Below are 19,788 nucleotides of genomic sequence, written 5' to 3'. Positions count from 1 at the left end.
TGGCGGGAGCGCGAGCAGGATAGCATTGTCGCGAGCGTCGCGCTCACCTACGCCGCGCCGCGCTCGGGTCCTAGGGCAGCGCCGCCTGTGCGACCCACACTGGCGCGGACCACAGCACCTTGCCATCGTCCTGCGTAACCTTCGCGTAATAGAAATGCGCGCCGGGCGCCGGCGCCGTCGTGACGTCGGCCTGGTCGGAGAGCCGGGTCACGTCGCCGTTGCGTCCCGGGACGCCTTCCATGATCGCCACCGTCGCCGCCTGCCTGCCGGCGGCACTCGCATACGCGACCTGCAGGTGCAGCGCGCCTGCGTTGTCGAAGCGTTCGCCCATCAGGTGGCCGTTCGCCGTGAGGACAATTTGCGCATCCTTGTCCATCGTCGCGAACACGCGGCGCGCGCGCACCGCGTCGAGGAAGCTGGCGCGCGTCAGCGGCACGCCGGTCGGGATCAGCACGGCGCTGCGGTTGCTGTACGACGCGCCCCAGTTGGCGCAATGGTTGTCCTGGTTGCTGCTGAACGCGACGTGGTAGCCCGCTTCCAGCAGCTTGTTGCAGGCCTGCTCGAAGTTGCTGCGCCGCGTCTCGCCCTCGTTCTCGCTGTTCGAGAATGCCGAGCTGTTGACCACTTCGCACAGTGCCATCACGGCGTCGCCGTCGGCCGTGTACGCGAGCGGCGTGCCGTTCACGACGAACTGGCCCGCGAGCGCCGGGTGATTGAACTGGCCCGTCCAGCCACGCTCACGCATCAGCGTGTACAGCGCGGCGTAGTCGCTCTTGGGCGTCTCCGTGTCCGCGATCAGCTCGCCCTTGCCATTGCGCTCCCAGCCGAGCAGCTCGTCGCTGTCGAAGATGTTCAGGTGGCCGCCGTTGCCGATCACGCCCCATTCCATGCCGTACAGCGCGAGGAAGCCCGGATTCGCGTTCGAGAAATCGCGCGCCGTCGCGAGGCCCGCCTGGTACATGGCGCGCGCCTTCGCCGGGTCGGCATCCGGGTTCGTGCCGTCCGAGCCGTCGTACATGTGGTTGTGCTCCGAGACCATCAGCATGTCCAGCCCGTGCCGGCGCGCGTACGGGTAGGCGGCGTCAGGGCCGTACGGTGCCGACTGCGGGTCCTGCGCGCCGTGGCACGTGTCGACGGGGCCGCCGCCGTCGCTGTCGTGCGTCTGGCTGTGCAGGTTGCCGTAATAGACTGTGTACGGCAGCGCGCCCGCCGCTGGCACGGCCAGCATGCGCGCGCGCCCTGTCGCCAGCGGCGCGAACCGAGGCAGCGCCGGCGCGGGCAGCGCGCCCACGGCGATGTCCCAGGCCTGGTCGACGCTTTCCGCGCCGCTCGCGGCATGCAGCCGGACGCGGTACACGCCGGGTGCGGGCCGGCGGCCGGCCACGCTGCCCGTCCAGCGCACGGCCACGTCGGCCGGCGCGCCAGTCAATGCAACGCGGCCCTGCCAGCGGGCGACGCGCCGGCCGGACGGGGCCACGAGGTCCAGGCGCCACGTCACCGGACGGCGTCCGCGCAGGCCCGGATACTCGAACGACAGCGTGAACGTGCGCGCGTCCGGATGCGCGCCGCGCACGTCGCTGCGATACGGCGCAAGCAAAGTCGCCTCGAGCTCGAGGTGTTCGTGCACGCCCGCATGCGCCGACGGTTGAAAAACGCCGGCCGCGGCCAGCATCAGGGACGAGAGGAGGAATGAGGTTTTCATGATGCAATTTTTGCAATTGCACGCCCGTCGCTCCTTGATCGCGGGCTCATGAAATTATCAAAAGAATATTATCTTATTGACAAAATATAAACCGCCCTGCATTGCGGAGTCATGGCCGTATTTTTTCGCACAAGGTCCTGTCCGGCGGCGGCACGGCGAACGACACGCCTTGGCGGTACGGCACCTGCAATTCCACCTCGTGCGTGCGGCCATCGTCCACCAGCACGATCGTGTGGCCCTGCTGCGCCGCGCCGTCCACGCACAGCAGGGCCTCGTCCGCGCGGCACACGGCAATCGCGTAATGGGTGCCGCGGTAGCGGTAGTGCAGGCGGAAGCCTTCCCAGCCGGCGGGCAGGCGCGGCGTCAACGTCAGCGTGTCGCCGGCGCGCGTCACGCCGAGCAGGGATTCCACGATCAGCCGGTACATCCACGCGGCCGCCCCCGTGTACCAGCTGCCGCCGGCCCGTCCCGCGTACGGCGCGGCGGCCGCCACGTCGTCCGCCATCGCATACGGTTCCGCCGCATAGGTGGCGCAATCCTCGGCTGTCCCGGTGCGCTCCACGGGGTTGAGCATGCGCGCCAGTTCCCATGCGCGTTCCGTGTCGCCCAGATGCGCGAACGCCATCGCCGTCCAGATCGCGGCCTGCGTGCACTGGCCACCGTTGGCGCGCACGCCGGGCGGATCCGCGCCGATGGCGCCCGGGTCGAGTGCGCTGCCGTCGAATGGCGGCTCGAGCATTTGCACGAGGCCCGCGTCGCGCCGCACGAGACGCGCATCGACCGCGTCCAGCGCGATGCGCGCGCGGCCCAGGTCGGCCGCGCCGGACAGCACGGCCCAGCTCTGCGCGACCGCATCGATGCGGCACGCGTCGCCGTCGCGCGTGCCGAGCGGCGTGCCGTCGTCGAAGTAGGCGCGCCGGTACCACTCGCCGTCCCACGCGTTGTCTTCGATGTTATGCGCCAGGACCTGGGCCGCGCTGCGGCAGGTCGTGCAGAAACCGTAGTCGCCGCGACGGTCGGCGAGGTCGGCGAAGCGGCACAGCACGTCGTACAGGAAGAAGCCGAGCCAGACGCTTTCGCCGTGCCCGCCCGGGCCGACGCCATCCAGTCCGTCGTTCCAGTCGCCTGTGCCGATCGGCGGCAGGCCGTGCGGGCCGAACACGAGGGCGCGCCGCAGCGCGCGCACGCAGTGCTCGTAGATGCTGGCCTGCTCGCGCGACGGCGCCGGCACGTCGCACCACGCCGCCTCGTCGTCCTTGAGCGCGCGGCCTTCGATGAACGGCGCGATCTCGTCCAGCAGCGACGTATCTCCGGTGACGCCGACATAGCGGTGCACGGCGAACGGCAGCCACAGGGCATCGTCCGAGCAGCGCGTGCGCGTGCCGCGTCCCATCGGCGGATGCCAACCGTGCTGCACGTCGCCTTCGACGAACTGGTGGCCGGCGAACAGCAGGATGTGGTCGCGCAGCAGTTCCGGGCGCGCGTGCACGGCGGCCATCGCATCCTGCAGCTGGTCGCGGAAGCCGTACGCGCCGCCCGACGCCGCATGGCTGGTCCGCGCCCACATGCGGCAGGCGATGGTCTGGTACATCAGCCAGCCGTTGGCCAGCACGTCGAACGCGGGCTCCGGCGTCTCGATGCGGATGCCGGACAGCGTGTCGTCCCAGAACTCGCGCACGCGGGCCAGGTCGGCGGCGGCCGTCGCGGCACCTGCATGACGCTGGACCATACCGGACGCGTCGAAGTTGCGGCGCCCGCCCACGCCCAGCATGAACACGAGCTCCTGCTCGTCGCCCGGCTGCAGCTCGACGGTCGTTTGCAGCGCCGCGCACGGGTCGAGCGCGGCGCCCGTGCGCCCCAGCAACGCGGTGCGTTCCAGCGCGGCCGGATGCGCGAGGCTTCGCCCGCGCCCGATGAATTCCGTGCGGTCGCACGTGAAGGCCACCTGTTCGGCGTCGAGGTGGAAGAACGCGACGCGGCCGGAAAAGTCGTCGTCGCAGGCATTGCGGGCGAACAGCGCGCCGCTGACGGGGTCCTGCTCCGTCACCACGGTCGGCGCGGATGCCGGCCGCAACTCGCCCAGCACCCATTCCACATAGCCCGTGACGGACAGCCGACGCGGCGCGTCACCGTCGTTGCGCAGGCGGAGCACGACGTACTTCAGCGGCGCGTCCAGCGCCACGTACGTCAGCAGCTCGCTGTGGATGCCGTGCGCCGCGTGCTCGAACGTGCTGTAGCCGAAGCCGTGGCGCGTGACGTACTCGCCACCGGAGGGCGCCGGCAGCGCTGTCGGCGACCAGTAGACGCCCGTCTGTTCGTCGCGCACGTAGAAGGCTTCGCCGCCGCGGTCGCACACGGGGTCGTCGTCCCACGGCGTCAGGCGGAACAGGCGGGCGTTCTGGTTCCAGCTGTACGCTTGCCCGCTGTCCGACACGACGGTGCCGAACATCGGGCTCGCCAGCACGTTGACCCATGGCGTCGGCGTGGCGCGTCCGGGTCCCGTGCGGATCACGTATTCGCGCCCGTCCGCGCTGAAGCCGCCGATGCCGTTGTCGAGCACGAGGTCCGGCACGGCCGGCACGGCCGGCGGGTAAGGCTGCGGCGGCGCCGCCGGGACGAACGCCGGCGCCGGCTCGGCCTTGCGCGCGGCCGCGCGGCGCAGCTGCTCGGCCAGCCCGCCGTGGTCGTCCGTCAGGATCACGCGCGCCATCGCCTGCGTCAGGACGCGGTCGTCGTCCGGGATCGCGTCGAGCGGACGCACGAACACGCCGCCCGGCCGGTCGATCATTTGCGCGGCGGGACCGGACGCGACAAGGCCAAGCACCTGGTCGTGCAGCGCCTGGCGGTAGCCGCCCGCCGCGCCGCCGTCGTCGCACCAGATCACGAGGTCGACGGCGAGCCCTTTCAGGCGCCACCACGAGTGCGCCTGGACCAGTTGGCGCGCCAGTTCGACGTGGGCGAGGTCGTGCATGTGCAACAGCACGATCGGATGATCGCCGGACAGCCCGTACGCGGCGAGGGCCGTGCGGCCGCACTGGTTGCGCGCGATAACGGCCGGATCGGCGCGCAGCGCGGCCTGGGGATGCAGCACCCAACCGGCGAGGCGCGCGTACAGCTGGGCGTCCGCCTCGCCCGCGTTCAGCTGGCGCAGCACGACCTGGCAGTGCGTCCACGCGAGATCGGGCACGCGGTCGGCGGCGTCCCGTTCGCGGTAGGTGTCGACGAGGCGCAGCGCCTCCTCGCGCGCGCCGGCCGCGCCCAGCACGAGGTCGACCGTCACTTCCTTGCGCGGCGCCACGGTCAGCACGCGGCGGATCGCCAGCACGGGATCGAGCACGGTACCGGCCGTGCCCGCGAGCGCGGCACGATCTTCCAGCGCAGCCGGGCGCGTGCGGCTGCCTTCGCGGCCGAGGAAGCGGGCGCGCCGGGTCTCGAACTGCGGCGCCGCCACGCTGGCGCCGTGCACTGTCATCATGTGCAGCAGCCAGGGGCCGGCGGTGCCGATGCCCTGGCGGTCCGTGCACAGCAGCGCGCCACGGTCGGCCAGGATTTCCACGTGCGCGAAGCGCGTCGGGAGCGCAGGCACGACTTCCGCAACGCTCGTCAACTCGATCGTGCGCACGGCATCCGTCGTGTTGGCCACGCGCACGCGGCGCAGTTCGACGTCGTCCTCCGGTGCGACGACGATCTCCGTGTGCAGCTCGATGCCGTGGTCGCGCCGGCGATACGTCGCGCGGCCTTCGGAGAATACGGCTTCGTAGCGCTCGGGCCGCGCCGCCGTCGGCTGCCACGTCGTCGACCACACGGCGCCGCTGTCCAGGTCGCGCACGTAGCAAAAGAACCCGTGGTCGTCGACGGTCGGGTCGTCGTGCCACTGCGTGAGCGGCAGGTCGCCCCAGGTGCTGCGCCCCGTGCCGGCCGCCGTCACCATCACGTGGTACGTGCCGTTGGACAGCAGCTGCACTTCCGGCGCCACCGCGTCGGGGTCCGCGACCGTGCACGCCGTCGCATCCGTCGCCGGCGCCGGCTGGCGCAGCTCCTCGGCCTCGGCGCGCGCGGACGCGTGCGCGCCCGCGGCCGGCACGGGCTCGTGCAGCAGCGGCAGCGTGGCGCGCAGGCGCGGATCGCTGGCGAAGCGGCGCTGCATCGGGCGGTCGCGCAGCAGGTGCGCCAGCGCGAGCAGGCCCATGCCCTGGTGCGCCGTCATGAACGCGCGCACGACGGCGCAGGCCTGGCCGTGCGGCAGGCGCGCCGGCGTGTAATCGACGGCCTCGTAGAAACCGTAGCGGCCCGCAAAGCCCAGCTTCGCCATGCGTTCCAGGTTGGCGCAGGCGCGCTCCGGTTCCACCGTCAGCGCCAGCATGGCGGCATACGGCGCGACGACGAGGTCCGCACCGAGGCCGCGCGTCGCACCCGTGCCCGGCACGCCGAACGGGCGGTATTCGTACTGCAGCGCGGCGTCCATCGCGTTGCAGCTCGAGTCCGAGATGCCCCACGGGACGTTGCGCCGGCGGCCGTACTCGGCCTGGGCGCGCACGATGCCGCGGCAGGCCTGGTCGAGCAGTGTGCCCCGGTACGCCGGCATCACGAGCTGCGGCGCCAGATAATCGGCCATCGCCCCGTCGCGCGACAGCAGCACTTCCTGGCCGTGCGCGACGCACAGCTGGCGGCCCAGCGCGAACCAGTGGTCTTGCGGCAGCTGGCCCTGCGCGATGCCGATGAAGCTGGCGAGGCGCGCTTGCGACGCGAGCATGTCGTGGTTGTCGGCATCGAGGCGGCTCTCGCCCGCGTGACAGCCGGCCGCCAGCAGGCCCGTGTCCGCGTCGACCAGGCAGGCGAAATCCATGTCGGCGCAGGCCCGTGCGTCGTATGCGAGCTGCGCGATCTCGTCCAGGCGCGTCCGCGCATTGACGCTGCCTTCGGCCACGAGGCGGGCCAGGTCGTCGCCGGGCGCCTGCATGCCGGAGCCGGCCAGCTCGCGCAACGTCGGAATGCGCGTGAGGCTCGCGTCGATCACGTATTCCTGCTCGACGCGCATCCATGGCGCCATCAGCAGCAGGTCCGCGTGCGCGGCTGCGCACTGGCTGGCCAGCTTGCCGGCCCAGTCGCGCAGCTGCGGGTCGGCGTCGTCCGGCACGGCGGCGCACAGCGCATCGGCCTCGCGCGCCAGCGCATGCAGGCAGTCGGCAAGACCCGGCAGCGTGTCCGCGTTGCGGCAGCGCTCGGGACTCAAGTGGTGGCGGACTGCGGTGACCGCATCGCGTACGGCCGGTGTCGCGTGGTCGTCCACGACGTCGAGCGTGACACGGATGCCGTCGAGCAGTCGGCTGGACGCGATCGGGGCGTCGGCCAGCTGTTCCAGACCGGCGGCCAGTGTCAGCAGGTGCGCGGCCAGGTTGCCGCTGTCCGCCGTCGACACGTAAGCCGGCGCCAGCGGGGCGAGCGTCCGCGTGTCGTAGCCGGCGTAGAAATGGCCGCGGTGGCGCTCGAGCCGAGCCATCGTGCCCAGCGTCGCGCGCGTGCGCGCCAGCAGCTCGCCCGCGGCCACGTAGCCGAAGTCCCAGGCCGCGAGGTTGGCGAGCAGCGTGAGCCCCATGTTCGTCGGCGACGTGCGGTGCGCAATGGCGGGCGCGGGATGCTCCTGCATGCCTTCCGGCGCGAGCCAGTTGTCTGCGGCCGTGACGTGGTCCTCGAAGAACGCCCACGTGCGGCGCGCGAGCGTGGCGAGGAAGCGCTGCTGGCCGTCCGCGAGATGCGGTGCCGGACGCGTGGCCGGCAGGCTGACCCACCATGCGACGACGGGCGACAGGAACCACAGCAGCAGCAACGGCGCGGCGGCGAACAGCGCGAACGGGTTCGCAAAGCTGAGCAGGACGGCGGCGCCCACCGCGAACGCGGGCGCGAACCACATGTTGCGCCAGTTCGATTCCAGGTCCGTGCTGGAGCGCGCGAGGCTCGCATCGCGCCACTCCAGGCGCCGCCGCTTCGACACGAGCATGCGCCAGATGCCGCGCGCGATCGCGTCCACGCTGTAGCTAGCCTCGTGCGGCAGGAACGCGGTGTCCAGCAGCGCGTGGCCCAGGCCGATGCGCGCGTCGTGCGCCTGGTTCAGCAGATGCCGGCCCAGCGCAACGTCGTGCGGCTTGTCGGCGAGACCGATCAGGGCGTCCAGCGCGAACGGCACGAAGAACACCGCGAGCGCGGCCGCGCTCCAGAATGCGGGCGCCGGCAGCAGCGCCCAGCACAGCAGCAGCGCCGCAGTGAGGGCCGGCGCGACGAGGCTGCGGCGCAGATTGTCGACCAGCTTCCAGCGCGCGAGCGGCGGCAGCGGGTTCGGTTCCGTGCCGCCGCCAGCCAGCGGCACGCGCGCGCGCAGCCAGCCGGCCAGCTGCCAGTCGCCGCGGATCCGGCGGTGCCGGCGGCCGACGTGGTCGCTGTACCGCGGCGCGCATGGTTCGACGAGGACGACGTCGTGCACGAAGCCACAGCGCGCGTAGCAGCCTTCCAGCAGGTCGTGCGACAGCACGCTGTCGTCCGGCAAGCGTCCGCGCAGCATGCGGTCAAATGCGCGCACGTCGTAGATGCCCTCGCCCGCGAACGTGCCTGCGCCGAACAGGTCGTGGTCGACATCGCTGCCCACCGCGCCGCTGAAAAGGCGGGCGTAGCGCGACGCCGTCTCCGGCGGCAGCGCGGGCACCACGCGCGGCTGCAGGATGCCGTACCCTTCGACCACGCGCCTGCCGGCGGCATCGAACACGGGTTCGTTCAACGGATGCGCCATCGTGGCGACGAGGACGCGCGCGGCGTCACGCGGCAGCTCGGTGCCGGCATCGAGCGTGATCACGTAGCGGATGCCGTCCAGGCCATCGGTGTCGCCTTCGACGACGGCGAACGGCGCGCGCTCGCCGCGCAGCAGCAGCGCATTTACGTCTTCCAGCTTGCCGCGCTTGCGTTCGCGGCCGATCCACGCGCCCTCGCCTTCGTTCCACACGCGCTGGCGGTGCAGCAGCAGGAACGGGCGCGCGTCGTCGTATTTCGCGTTCAGCGCGGCGACGGCGGCGCGCGCCTGTTCGATCAGTTCCGCGTCGCCGTACACCTCCTGCTGCGGCGCGTCGGGGAGATCCGTCAGCAGGCAAAAACGCAGCGCCGGATCGCGGTTCGCCAGGTAGCGCACCTCGAGCGCATCGACGAGGGCGGCGACGTCCGCGCGGCCGTGCAGAAGCGCCGGCACGACGACGATGGCGCGCGCATCCGGCGGAATGCCGGCATCGAAATCCAGGCGCGGCAGCGGCGCGGGCGCGACGAGCCGCGCGGCCGTCAAATCGACGAGCGCGCGCGCGAGCCGGCTCGCGCCGAGCGTGACCAGCACGCCGACGGCGAGAAGCAGACCGAGACCGGCGCCGTCCTGCGCGGCGCGCACCACGGCCGCCCCCGTGAACAATGCCGTGAGCGCGCCGACGAGCCCGAGATAGCACAGCAGCGGACGCGCGCGCCACGCATGGCGCAACGTGGCCGCCATGCCGGGATGCGGGTGCAGCCACGCTTCCAGCCGGGGCAGGCCGTTGCCGACGAGGTAGTAGCCCACGTGACGCGGGCGTGCATCGGGATGGTGCTCGGCCGCCAGCGCCAGCGCTTCCGTCGCCACCTCGATCTCGGCACGGCCGCCGGCACGCGCCAGCCGTTCGACCACGCGGCGGTACTGATCGCGCGTGGCGCAATCCATGCGGGCATACACCCCGGCCGGGTCGCCGCGCAGCGCCTGCTCGACGGCGCTCATCGTCTCGACGAATGCGCGCCAGTCCGTGCTGCCGAGCAGGCGCAGGCTCGCGATCGTGTTGGCGGTGGACACCTGGTCGGCGGCCTGGCGGGCGACGTCGGCCTGCACGGCCTGGTCGATCGTGCGGCCTTCGTCGGCAAGGCGCGTCGCGATCCACTGCAATGCCTGCGTCAGGGGACCGCCGCGGCCCTGCAGCCGGCGCGCCAGCTCGGCCACGAAGCTCGACCCCATCGGCTGCACGGCGCGTGCCATGTCGGCCACGACGAGGATCAGGTCACCGGGGCGCTCGTCCGCCGCGGCCGCCATGCGGTCGACCCAGCGGCCGGCACGTGCGCGCTGGCGCGCCGCATCCGCCTCGTGCACAGCGATGCGGCGCAGGTTCTCGACCAGCGCGAGGCGCAGCATGATGGGCATCGCCCACAATTCGCCCAGCGCGAGCGGCGCGCCTTCCTGGTACGCCGCGACGAAGCGCGCCAGGCTTTCCGGGTCCACGTGACCGTCGCCGTGCGCGACCACCTCCAGCGCCAGCCGGTACGCACGCGGGTTACCGGATGCATCGGCGTCGCGCAGGCAAGGCAGCGCGCGGCAGTCCGCCGCGGGCAAATGGCTGCGCGCGAGGCGGACCTGCTCCTCGATCAGGTAGTGGTGGTCGAGCAGCCACTCGGCCGCAGGTGCAAGGCGCGCGCCGGCGCCGGCTGCGCGCGTGAGGGCGGCGCAGGCATCCGCAATGGCGGCCGCATTGTCGGCAAGACGCGCCAGCAGCGCGTCATTGCCCTGCCGGCCGTCGACCTGATGGCGCGCGGCGAGGGAACGACCGTACACGGCCATCTGGGCGGCAGAAAACAGTTCGGCGCGCAGCGGGGCATCGTCGGCGACGAGGCCTTGGGCTGCGCGCGGGAGCGCGTTTTGTTCGTTCAACAGGGACCTCATGGTGGCGCGCGCAACCGGCCGCCGGCTGACGCGGAACGCGACCATTCGGGTGAAGGCGGACGACTCGAGGGCGCACGGCTGAAGCCATGCTAAGCAATCAGGCGCTGCGGAACCGTGCGTTAGCGTACAGAGGTGGTCATGCCGCGCCGGCCAGCGCCATGCCGCCGGCGACCGTCCATGCCTGCGCATGGCCCGCGCGGCGCAGGCACGCGGCCGCCTTCGCGCTGCGGTTGCCGCTGCGGCACACGAACACGATGGGCCGCGCGGGTTCCGTCAACCACGCCGCCACGTGGTCGGCCAGGCGCGACAGCGGCACGTTGTCCGCCGCGCGGCCGTGCAGGACCATCGGCCCCGCCGCCGCCTCGAACGCTTCGCGCACGTCGACGAGCAGCGCATCGGCGTGGCGGCGCAGGAACACGCCCAGCGTTTCCGGGTGCAGCTGCCCCGGCGCCCCCGTGTCGGGCGATGCGGCCAGCGCCGCGCACGCGAGGCCGTCGGTGTCGGCGCCGTGACACAGCATAGTCGTATCGTGTGCCACGCGCGCGAGGATGTCCGCATCGACGGCGCCGAAGACCTGGCGCACGGTCGTGCGGGACAGGTGGCCCGCATCGGCGGTACCCAACAGGTAGGCGGTGCGCTCGCCCTGCGGCAGGCGGGCCAGCACGGCGGTGCCGATGGCGATGCAATCCGCATGGCTGCCGTCGTCCAGCGCGACGGTGGCGCATGCGGCCGGCCAGTCGAGCGGAGCGGCCGCGTCGAGACCGAGCGCGGCGCGCAGCTCGGCGGCGCCATCGGCATCGGCCCCGGTGCCCAGCACGGCCAGCACGCGCATTCCCGCGTCGCGCGCGAGCGCGGCGATGCGGCCGGCCTGCCCGCGCGGCGGGTCGATGACGACGCAGGCAGCGCCGTCGAACACGATCCAGCCATGGCGCCCGTCGCCGCTGACCTGCATGACGCCGGACGATCCGGCGGCAAGCGCCTGCGTGCGCAGCGCCTCGCCGCAGTGGCGGATGCGCGCGCAGGCCGCGTCGACGAAGGCGTCGTCCGCGAGCGGCCCGATCGACAGGCGCACGGCACCGCCGCTGCGCCACAACGGCAGGCCCATCGCGTCCAGCACGTAGCTGGGCGCGGCCTTGGCGGCGGAACACGCCGAGCCGGCGCTCACGCGCACGCCGGCCGCGTCGAACAGGTCGAGCAGGTCGCGGCTGGAGACGCCGGGTACGGCGAAATTCAAGGTGGTAGGCAGCGTGTGCTCGAACGGCGCGTTGAAGACGATGCAGGGAAAAGCGTCGCGCAGGGCACCCGCCAGCCGGTCGCGCAGCGCGGCCAGTTCGGCGTGGCTGCGGAACGTGCCGCCGTCTTCCAGCGCGGCCAGCACGGCGCCGAGGGCGGCGACGCCGGCCATGTTCTCGGTGCCGGAACGCTGCCCGCCTTCCTGGCCGCCGCCGATCATCAGCGGCGTGTACGGCGCGCCGTCGCGCACGTACAGGAGGCCGATGCCTTTCGGCGCATGCAGCTTGTGGCCGGAGAACGGTGCGTAGTCGATGCGCGTGTTCGCGAGGTCGAGCGGCAGCTTGCCCAGCGCCTGCACGCAGTCGACCATCCAGTAGGCCTTGCTGCCGCAGGCGCGCAAGGTTTGCGCGATGCCGTCCAGGTCCGAGATCACGCCTGTCTCGTTATTGGCCGCCATCGTGCAGATCATTGCGGCGCGCGGCGCCAGCGCGCCGAGGACGTCCAGCCGGTGACGTCCCGTCTCGTCGACCGGCAAGGCGCGCAGCGTGAGCCCCGTGCCGAGCAGGCGGTTCCAGTGCGCGAGGCTTTCCGACACGGCCTTGTGTTCGGTGGCGCCGTACAGCAGCAGGTCGCCGCACGATTCGCCCGCGGCGCGGCGCTCGCGCACGGCGACGAGCGCGGACAGCACCGCGGTCTGGATGCCTTCGGTGGCGCCGCTCGTGAACAGCACGCGGCCCGGCCCGGCGCCGAGCACGCGGCGCGCCCGCGCGCGGGTCGCGTCGAGGATGCGCCGGGCGCGCAGGCCGGTGGCGTGGCTGCTGCTCGGATTGCCGAACTGGGCCTCCATCGCGTCGACGGCCGCGGCGATTGCGGCAGGCAGGACCGGCGAAGTGGCGTTTGCGTCGAGGTAGATGTCGGAGGCCATAAAATAATTGCTAAAAGTCCAAAAATAAATGCGCCATGAGCGCGATTGTTGAGTAATATGTTACGGTTTAGTGCGAAAAATGACGTACTAAAGAATCTTTGATTTTTCCTTGGCTGAAGAACGAACATTCTAGAAATCGTGACATGGACAAGATGAATTCACTCGACAAATACGACTGCGCGATTCTGGCTGCGCTGCAGGCGGATGCCACCCTGTCGATTTCCGGCCTGAGCGAAAAGGTCGGGCTGTCCAGCACCCCGTGCTGGAAGCGAGTCAAGCGCCTCGAGGAAGAGGGATACATCGAGAGCCGGGTCAGCATCGTCAACCGCCACAAGGTCGGCCTGCCCGTCACCGTGTTCGTCAGCGTGCGCACGAACGAGCACGACGAAAAATGGCTGGAGCGCTTCGCCTCCGCCGTCATCGCGCTGCCCGAAGTCCTGGAATTCCACCGCATGAGCGGCGACGTCGACTACCTGCTGAAGGTCGTCACGACCGACATCGACGGCTACGACCGCTTCTACAAGAAACTGATCAAGACGGCCCAGCTGTCCGGCGTCTCCTCCGCGTTCTCGATGGAGCAGATCAAGTGCACCACCGCGCTGCCGCTGGAACTGATCTCGCACGGGCTGCCGGCATAAGCTGTTTGCGCGCCCGCGCGCCCGTCCGCCAGCCCAATTGTGCGATGATGGCGACCGTTGATTAACAACGGAGACAACGGCATGGCATCAACCATCAACACCGTGGCGCTGGCAGCGATCCTGCTCGCGACCGCAACCTCCGCGCTCGCCCAGGACCAGGTCGTGCGCATCGGCGTCACCGGCCCGCTGTCGGGCGCGAACGCCTTCGCCGGCAAGGACGACGAGAACGGCGTGCGCCTCGCGGTCGAGGAACTCAACGCGCAAAAGCTCAAGGTCGGCGCCAAGGCCCTGAAATTCGAATTGCTGTCCGAGGACGACCAGGGCGATCCGAAAGCGGGCGTGAGCGTCGCACAGAAATTTGCCGACGCCGGCGTCAAGTTCGTGCTCGGCCCGTACAACTCGGGCGTCGCGATCCCCGCCTCGCGCGTCTACAACGACGCCGGCATCCTGATGTCGACCGTGGGCACGAGCCCCAAGATCACGCAGGCGCGCTACCCGAACGTCTTCCGCATCGTCGCCAGCGACAGCCAGGTGGGCGCGTCGATGGCGTCGTACGCCGCGAAAGAATTGAAGCTCAAAACGGTCGGCGTGATCGACGACCGCACGGCGTTCGGCCAGGGCATCGCCGACGAATTCGCGAAGCAGGCGCGCGCCGCCGGCGTGAGTGTGGCCGGCCGCGAATTCACGAACGACAAGGCAAGCGATTTTTCCGCCATCCTCACCGCGTTCCGCGCGAAAAAGGTCGACGCCATTTTCTTCGGCGGCTATGCGCCGCAGGCCGCCCCGATGGCGCGCCAGATGAAGCAGCTGGGGATGGCAAACGTGCGCCTGCTGGGCGGCGACACGCTGTGCAGCCCGGAGATGGCCAAACTGGGGGGCGACGCCGTCGGCGAGAACGTGATGTGTGCCCAAGCCGGCGCGATGCTCGACAAGCAGGCCGGCGGCCCCGCGTTCAAGACCCGCTACAAGCAGCGCTTCCAGCACGACCCGGACGTGTATGCGCCGTCGTTCTACGACCAGACGATGTTCATCGCGAAGGCCATCCAGGCCGCGAACACGACGGACGCCGCGGCCGTCGGCAAGCAGCTGCACACGATGACGTACCAGGGCGTGGCCGGCACGTACGGCTACGACGCGAGCGGCAATCTGAAGAAGACCGTCGTCACGGTCTACAGCTTCAAGGGCGGTCAACTGACGCCGCTGGCCGGTTATTAAAGAACGCCCGTAAAGACTGGGCCTCTGGCGGCGCGGGGAGTATCCTTGACGCCGCTTCTTCACCACCACGTACACCACACAATGAAACAGATCTTCACACTGGGCACCCTCGCCGCCGCCTGCCTCATCGCGTGCGCGCCGGCCGTCGCCGACACCGCGACCCAGCCCACGGCCACCGCCGGCGCCACGAACGCCGCGGCCACCGCCGAATCCAAAAAACTGAACAAGCTGGCCGACGAATACTGGGACGCGCAGGCGCGCTTCGATCCCGTCTCCGCCGGCGAGAGCGGCGACAACCGGTACGCCGACCAGATCGGCATGTCGATCGCCCCGAAGATCCGTGCCCACCAGTTCGCGCTGTACAGGGACTACCTGAAGCGCCTGCACACGATCCGCCGCGACGGCCTCGCCCAGCGCGACCAGACGAGCTACGACATCCTCGACTACGAACTCACGACCGCACTGCGCTTCGAACCGTTCCCCGAGCACCTGCTGCCGCTGAACCAGATGGACGCGCTGCCCGTCACGCTCGCGAACTACAGCAGCGGCCAGCAGGCGCAGCCGCTCGCCACCGTGAAGGATTACCGTGCCTACCTGAACCGCCTGAACCAGCTGGGCCCCTGGATCGACCAGGCCATCGCCAACATGCGCGAGGGGATGAAGACCGGCGTCGTGCAGCCGAAGGCGATCATGGTCGCCGCCCTGCCCCAGTTCAAGCAGCTGGTGGCCGCCAAGGCCGAGGACAGCATCTACTACACGCCCGTGAAGAATTTTCCCAAGGGCTTCTCGGACGCCGACAAGAAAAAGCTCGCGGCCGCCTATCGTGCCACGATCGCCGGCAGGCTGAATCCGGCGCTGAAGCGCCTGGCCGATTTCGTCGAGCACGACTACCTGCCGGCCTGCCGCACGAGCACGGGCTGGAGCGCGCTGCCGCACGGAATGGACTGGTACCTCGCGCGCGTCGCGAGCCAGACGACGACGGACCTGCAGCCCGAACAGATCCACCAGATCGGCCTGAAGGAAGTCGCGCGCATCCAGGGCGAATATGCCCGCATCGGCCCGAAGATGGGCTACAACGGTCCGGCGTCGGGCCTGCCGGGGTGGGTGTCGGAACAGGCGAAATACAAACCGTTCAAGACCGAGGGCGAGATCATCGACGTGTACCGCAAGCTGAACGCCCAGCTGCAGACCAAGCTGCCCGCGCTGTTCTCGCTGCGTCCGAAAACGCCGCTCGACCTGCGCCTGGAGCCGGAACTGTCGCGCGCGACGGCATCCGACCACTACACGCCGCCAGCCGCCGACGGCTCGCGTCCGGGCGTGTTCTGGTCCGTCGTGAACGACCCCACGCAGTACGGCAGCACCGGCATGGTCACGCTGTTCCTGCACGAGGGCCAGCCGGGCCACCACTTCCACATCGCGCTGATGCAGGAGCTGGGCCTGCCGGACTTCCGCAAGTTCGGCGGCAACAACGCGTTCACCGAAGGCTGGGCGCTGTACGCGGAAACGCTCGGGACCGAGATGGGCCTGTACGACAAGCCGGAAGACTGGTTCGGCCACCTGAACGACGAGATGCTGCGCGCCGTGCGTCTCGTCGTCGACACTGGCATGCACGCGAAGGGCTGGACGCGCGAGCAGTCGATCCAGTACATGCGCGAAACCCTGGGCTACACGGAAGCGGACGCGCGCAACGCGACGGAGCGCTACATGGCGTGGCCGGCGCAGGCGCTCGGCTACAAGATCGGCGCGCTGAAGATCCAGGAACTGCGCGCCCGCGCGGAGAAGGCACTCGGCCCGAAATTCAGCCTCCCCAAATTCCACGAGATCGTGCTGGGCGAAGGCACCTTACCGCTGGCGCTGCTGGAAAAGAAGGTCGATCGCTGGATCGCGGAGAACAAATAACCGTCCGCGACGGCCACAAAAAAACCGGGGCGCGCCCCGGTTTTTTCATCACTTCTCCGGCGCGATCCGCCACACGACCCCGCCGCCATCGTCGACGACGAGCAGCGCGCCATCCGCCGCCACCGTCACGGCGGCAGGGCGGCCCCACACGTCGCGGTCGGACAGCACCATGCCCGTCATGAAGTCCTGGTACTGGCCCGTGGGCGCACCGTTCTTCATCATCACGCGCACGACCTTGTAGCCGGTACGGATGCCGCGATTCCACGAGCCGTGCAGCGCGAGGAAGATGTCGCCGTCGTACTCTTTCGGGAACGCGTGCTGCGCGCCCGCCGGGGCGTGGTACACGGTCATGCCCAGCGGCGCGGAGTGCGCCTGCAGCAGCGCGTCGGGCACGGTCACCTTGTCCTTCAGGTCGGGCCGCACGCCCTTCAGGCGCGGGTCTTCATGCGCGCCGAGGTAGTACCACGGCCAGCCGTAGAAGCCGCCCTGCTTCACGCGCGTGACGTAGTCGGGCGGCAGGTTGTCGCCCAGTTCGTCGCGCTCGTTGACGCTGCAATACAGGTCGCCCGTGTCCGGGTGGACGAACATGCCCACGCAGTTGCGCAGGCCGTTGGCATAGTTGCGGCGGTGCTTGCCGTCGGGGTCGAACGCAAGCACGGTGGCGCGGTCGGTTTCCACGCCCCATGCGGCGCCCAGGCCGTGTTCCGCCTCCCATTGCGCGAGCGGCCGCGGCGGCTTGGCACCGATGCCTTCCGCGACGTTGGTGGCCGAGCCGACCGACACGAACAGGGTCTTCTCGTCGCGCGAGAACGCCAAGGTGCGCGTGACGTGGTTGCCCATGCCGTCGACCAGCTTGGCGACGATCGTCTCGGGCTTGCCCTTCGCTTTCACGTCGCCGACCGAATACGGAAAGCGCACGACGGAATTCGCGTTGGCCACGTACAGGTATTGCGGATGCGCGGCCGGCCACAGCGCCAGGCCGTACGGGCGCGACAGGCCGCCCGCGAACTCATGCACTTCGCCGGCCTTGTCGCCGCCGTGGTCCGGGCGCAGGATGCCGACCGTGCCGCGGCCCGCGTCGGACACAATGATATCGCCGTTCGGCGCGCGCAGCGCGTAGCGCGCGTGACCCGCGTCGGCGGCGAACACCGTGACCTTGAAGCCTTTCGCCACGGCCGGCAGCGCGTCCTCCGGGCGCTGCGCGAGCTTCGGACCGTTGCCCGCGCTCTCGCTGGCATACGGCGCCACCAGCTGGTCGACCGTGATGTGGTGCAGGTCGCCCGGCTTGTCCTCGGTCCAGGCGCCCGCGCGTTCGGCCGTCGCTGCCTTTGCGGCAGCCGGCGCGGCCGTCTTGCCGCTCTGCGCCGCCAGGTAGTCGATCACGGCGGCACGCTCCTTCGCGTCCGCGATCGCGACCGGCATCGCGGTGCCCGGCACGTCCCTGGCCGGGTCACGCAGGAAGACGTCGAGCTCCGCGCGCGTCCACGTCTTGCCGGCGGCGCCGGCCTTCACGAGCGCGTCCGTGTAGTTGTAGCCTGGCGCCGACGCGGCCTTGCGGCCCACGACGTTGAACAGCGGCGGGCCCGCGCGCGACGCCATGCCGGCATCGGCCGTGTGGCAGCTCGCGCAGTTGCGCTCGAAATAGGCCTGGCCGGCGGATGGCGCGGCCGATGCGGCGCCGGCCAACGTCAGCACGCCCGCCAGCGCGGCGGCGATCTTGTGGTGCATGGTTCTCCTCTTTCTTCTTGGTGTCATTGGTCGATCATGAAGACCGGATAGCGGCGCCACTCCGGCTCGCGCCAGCGCGCGCACTGGGCGAAGATGAAGTCGAGCACCGCAGCTTGGTCCTTCAGCAGCTCGGGATGCGCGGCCTTCCACGCGTCGAACTTGGCCGCGAGCTCCGGTTCGGCGGCCAGCAGGCGCTCGGCCTCGTCCTCGAACACATAGTCCGAATACGCTTCCTTCTTTTCCAGCACGCTGTTGAAGAAACCCCAGCGGAAGAAGCTGTCGTGGGCCTGCGGTTCCAGCGTCTCGACGGCGTAGCGGGCCTGGTCCTGGTCGAGCGGGACGATGAAGTCGCCGGCACGCAGCGTGACCGTTTCGCGCACGCGCTCGAGCTGCACGTCGTCGTGGAACATATGGCCTTCGTACGCATGCGCCCGCGCGCTCACGGACGCGATGCGGTACACGGACGCGTCCTGCGTGCGCTCGGCATCCACGCGCTCGAGCTTCACGCCGTTCCAGCGCAGGCGCTCGATCACTTCGCGCCACTGCTGCGGCACGACGTAGGCGCGCGGCGCCGGCACGACGACGTCCGCGGGGAATCGGTTGTAGTGCGCGATGTCGCGCTCGTACGGTTCGTTGCGGTCGTAGTACAGGCGCTGGTAGTCGCCCAGCACGCTCGCCTTGTACTTCGCCGCATAGCCCTTGAAGTGGAACGTGGACGGATTCGCCTCGTCCATCGCCCAGTGCACGGGCCATTCGCGGCGCGTGGGGCCGGCCGCCCGGGCGGCGCGGCGCAACGCGACGATCTTGTCGCAGTGGGCGACGGTGAAGTCCAGCGCCGTCTCGACGAGCGCGCGCATCGAGTGATAGCGGTCGGCGAAGGGCTTCAGCATATGCGTCTCGGGCATGAAGCCGATCGTGTCGTGCAGCGCCGCGTAGCCCGTCGAGAAACGCGCCGTCTCGAGGAAGTCGGCGATGCCGTCATCCGGGCTGTCCTTGATCGGGTTCACGTACGGGCACATGGGCCAGCCGCGTTCGTCCATCTCCGCGTACATCGCGGGCAGCATGGTCTCACGCAGAAACGCGCCGAGGTTCCCACCCAGCTTGTCGGCCTGCGTGGGGATCAGGGTCATCGTGTAGCTGTAGTCGGCGCCGTTGGACGTGTGCGTGTCGACCATCACGTCCGGGTCCCATTCCGTGAACAGCTTGTTGAAGGTCTGCGCCGTCAACGTGTCGCACTTGACGAAGTCGCGGTTCAGGTCGAGGTGGCGGCTGTTGCCGCGGAAGCCGTAGCTTTCCGGCCCGTCCTGGTTCACGCGCGACGTCGCCGCGCGGTTGAAGGCGCCGTCCACGTTGTACAGCGGGACGAACAGGAATACCGTCTTGCCCAGCGCCGCGAGCCGGTCGGGCTGCTGGCAGAAATCGCGCACGAGCGCCATGCACGCATCGACGCCTTCCGGTTCGCCCGGATGGATGCCGTTGTTGTTGAAGAAGACGGGACGCTGCGCGGCCTTGATCTGCGCGCGGTCGAACACGCCGTCGGCGGAGACGACGCCCGCGTGGATCGGGACGCCGGCGTCCGAGGTGCCGGCCACGAAGAAGCGCAGCACGTGCGGGTATTGGCGCGCGAGGTCGTCGTACCAGGCGATGCAATCGGACCAGGTCGTGGTCTGATTCTGGTTGCCCTTCTCGAAGGGCGTCTGCATGGCGTTGAGCATGGTGTGGTGTTGTCTTGTGGAGTAAC

Annotated in this window: 8 protein-coding genes; 3 read left to right on the top strand and 5 right to left on the bottom strand. The window is 70.2% G+C overall.

Annotated features, from left to right (window positions below):
• Window positions 1–70: 70 nt before the first annotated feature.
• From NX784_RS04690 to NX784_RS04680, 3 genes are all read right to left on the bottom strand, one after another.
• Entirely contained in the window at window positions 71–1,702 is a 1,632-nt protein-coding gene (locus NX784_RS04690; protein WP_258815533.1) for a CehA/McbA family metallohydrolase, read from the bottom strand.
• A gap of 109 nt (window positions 1,703–1,811) precedes the next feature.
• Window positions 1,812–10,397 carry a GH36-type glycosyl hydrolase domain-containing protein gene (locus tag NX784_RS04685; protein WP_258815532.1) on the bottom strand — a complete coding sequence of 2,862 codons (8,586 nt, stop codon included), beginning with the start codon at window positions 10,395–10,397 and terminating at the stop codon, window positions 1,812–1,814.
• Window positions 10,398–10,545: 148 nt separating this feature from the next.
• Window positions 10,546–12,567, bottom strand: a complete 2,022-nt coding sequence (locus NX784_RS04680; protein ID WP_258815531.1) for an aminotransferase class V-fold PLP-dependent enzyme — start codon at window positions 12,565–12,567, stop codon at window positions 10,546–10,548.
• 152 nt (window positions 12,568–12,719) lie between these two features.
• Between NX784_RS04680 and NX784_RS04675 the strand changes: the two genes are divergently transcribed.
• From NX784_RS04675 to NX784_RS04665, 3 genes are all read left to right on the top strand, one after another.
• The gene (locus NX784_RS04675; RefSeq protein ID WP_091670470.1) at window positions 12,720–13,205 is read left to right on the top strand and encodes an Lrp/AsnC family transcriptional regulator; all 486 of its coding nucleotides are present in this window, start codon (window positions 12,720–12,722) and stop codon (window positions 13,203–13,205) included.
• Between the two features lie 81 nt (window positions 13,206–13,286).
• The gene (locus tag NX784_RS04670; RefSeq protein WP_258815530.1) at window positions 13,287–14,420 is read left to right on the top strand and encodes a branched-chain amino acid ABC transporter substrate-binding protein; all 1,134 of its coding nucleotides are present in this window, start codon (window positions 13,287–13,289) and stop codon (window positions 14,418–14,420) included.
• Between the two features lie 81 nt (window positions 14,421–14,501).
• The gene (locus NX784_RS04665) at window positions 14,502–16,319 is read left to right on the top strand and encodes a DUF885 domain-containing protein (RefSeq protein WP_258815529.1); all 1,818 of its coding nucleotides are present in this window, start codon (window positions 14,502–14,504) and stop codon (window positions 16,317–16,319) included.
• A gap of 48 nt (window positions 16,320–16,367) precedes the next feature.
• On the opposite strand, the gene NX784_RS04660 is transcribed toward NX784_RS04665, so the two are convergent.
• Window positions 16,368–18,047 carry a PQQ-dependent sugar dehydrogenase gene (locus NX784_RS04660; protein ID WP_258815528.1) on the bottom strand — a complete coding sequence of 560 codons (1,680 nt, stop codon included), beginning with the start codon at window positions 18,045–18,047 and terminating at the stop codon, window positions 16,368–16,370.
• Between the two features lie 23 nt (window positions 18,048–18,070).
• Window positions 18,071–19,762, bottom strand: coding sequence for a M14 family zinc carboxypeptidase (locus tag NX784_RS04655; protein ID WP_258815527.1), 1,692 nt, complete (start codon window positions 19,760–19,762; stop codon window positions 18,071–18,073).
• Between the last annotated feature and the right edge of the window lie 26 nt (window positions 19,763–19,788).

This window comes from Massilia pinisoli (assembly GCF_024753285.1).
Lineage (GTDB): Bacteria > Pseudomonadota > Gammaproteobacteria > Burkholderiales > Burkholderiaceae_D > Telluria > Telluria pinisoli.
The sequence above is the reverse complement of the archived record's forward strand: the minus strand, read 5'-3'. Positions and strand labels throughout refer to the sequence as shown.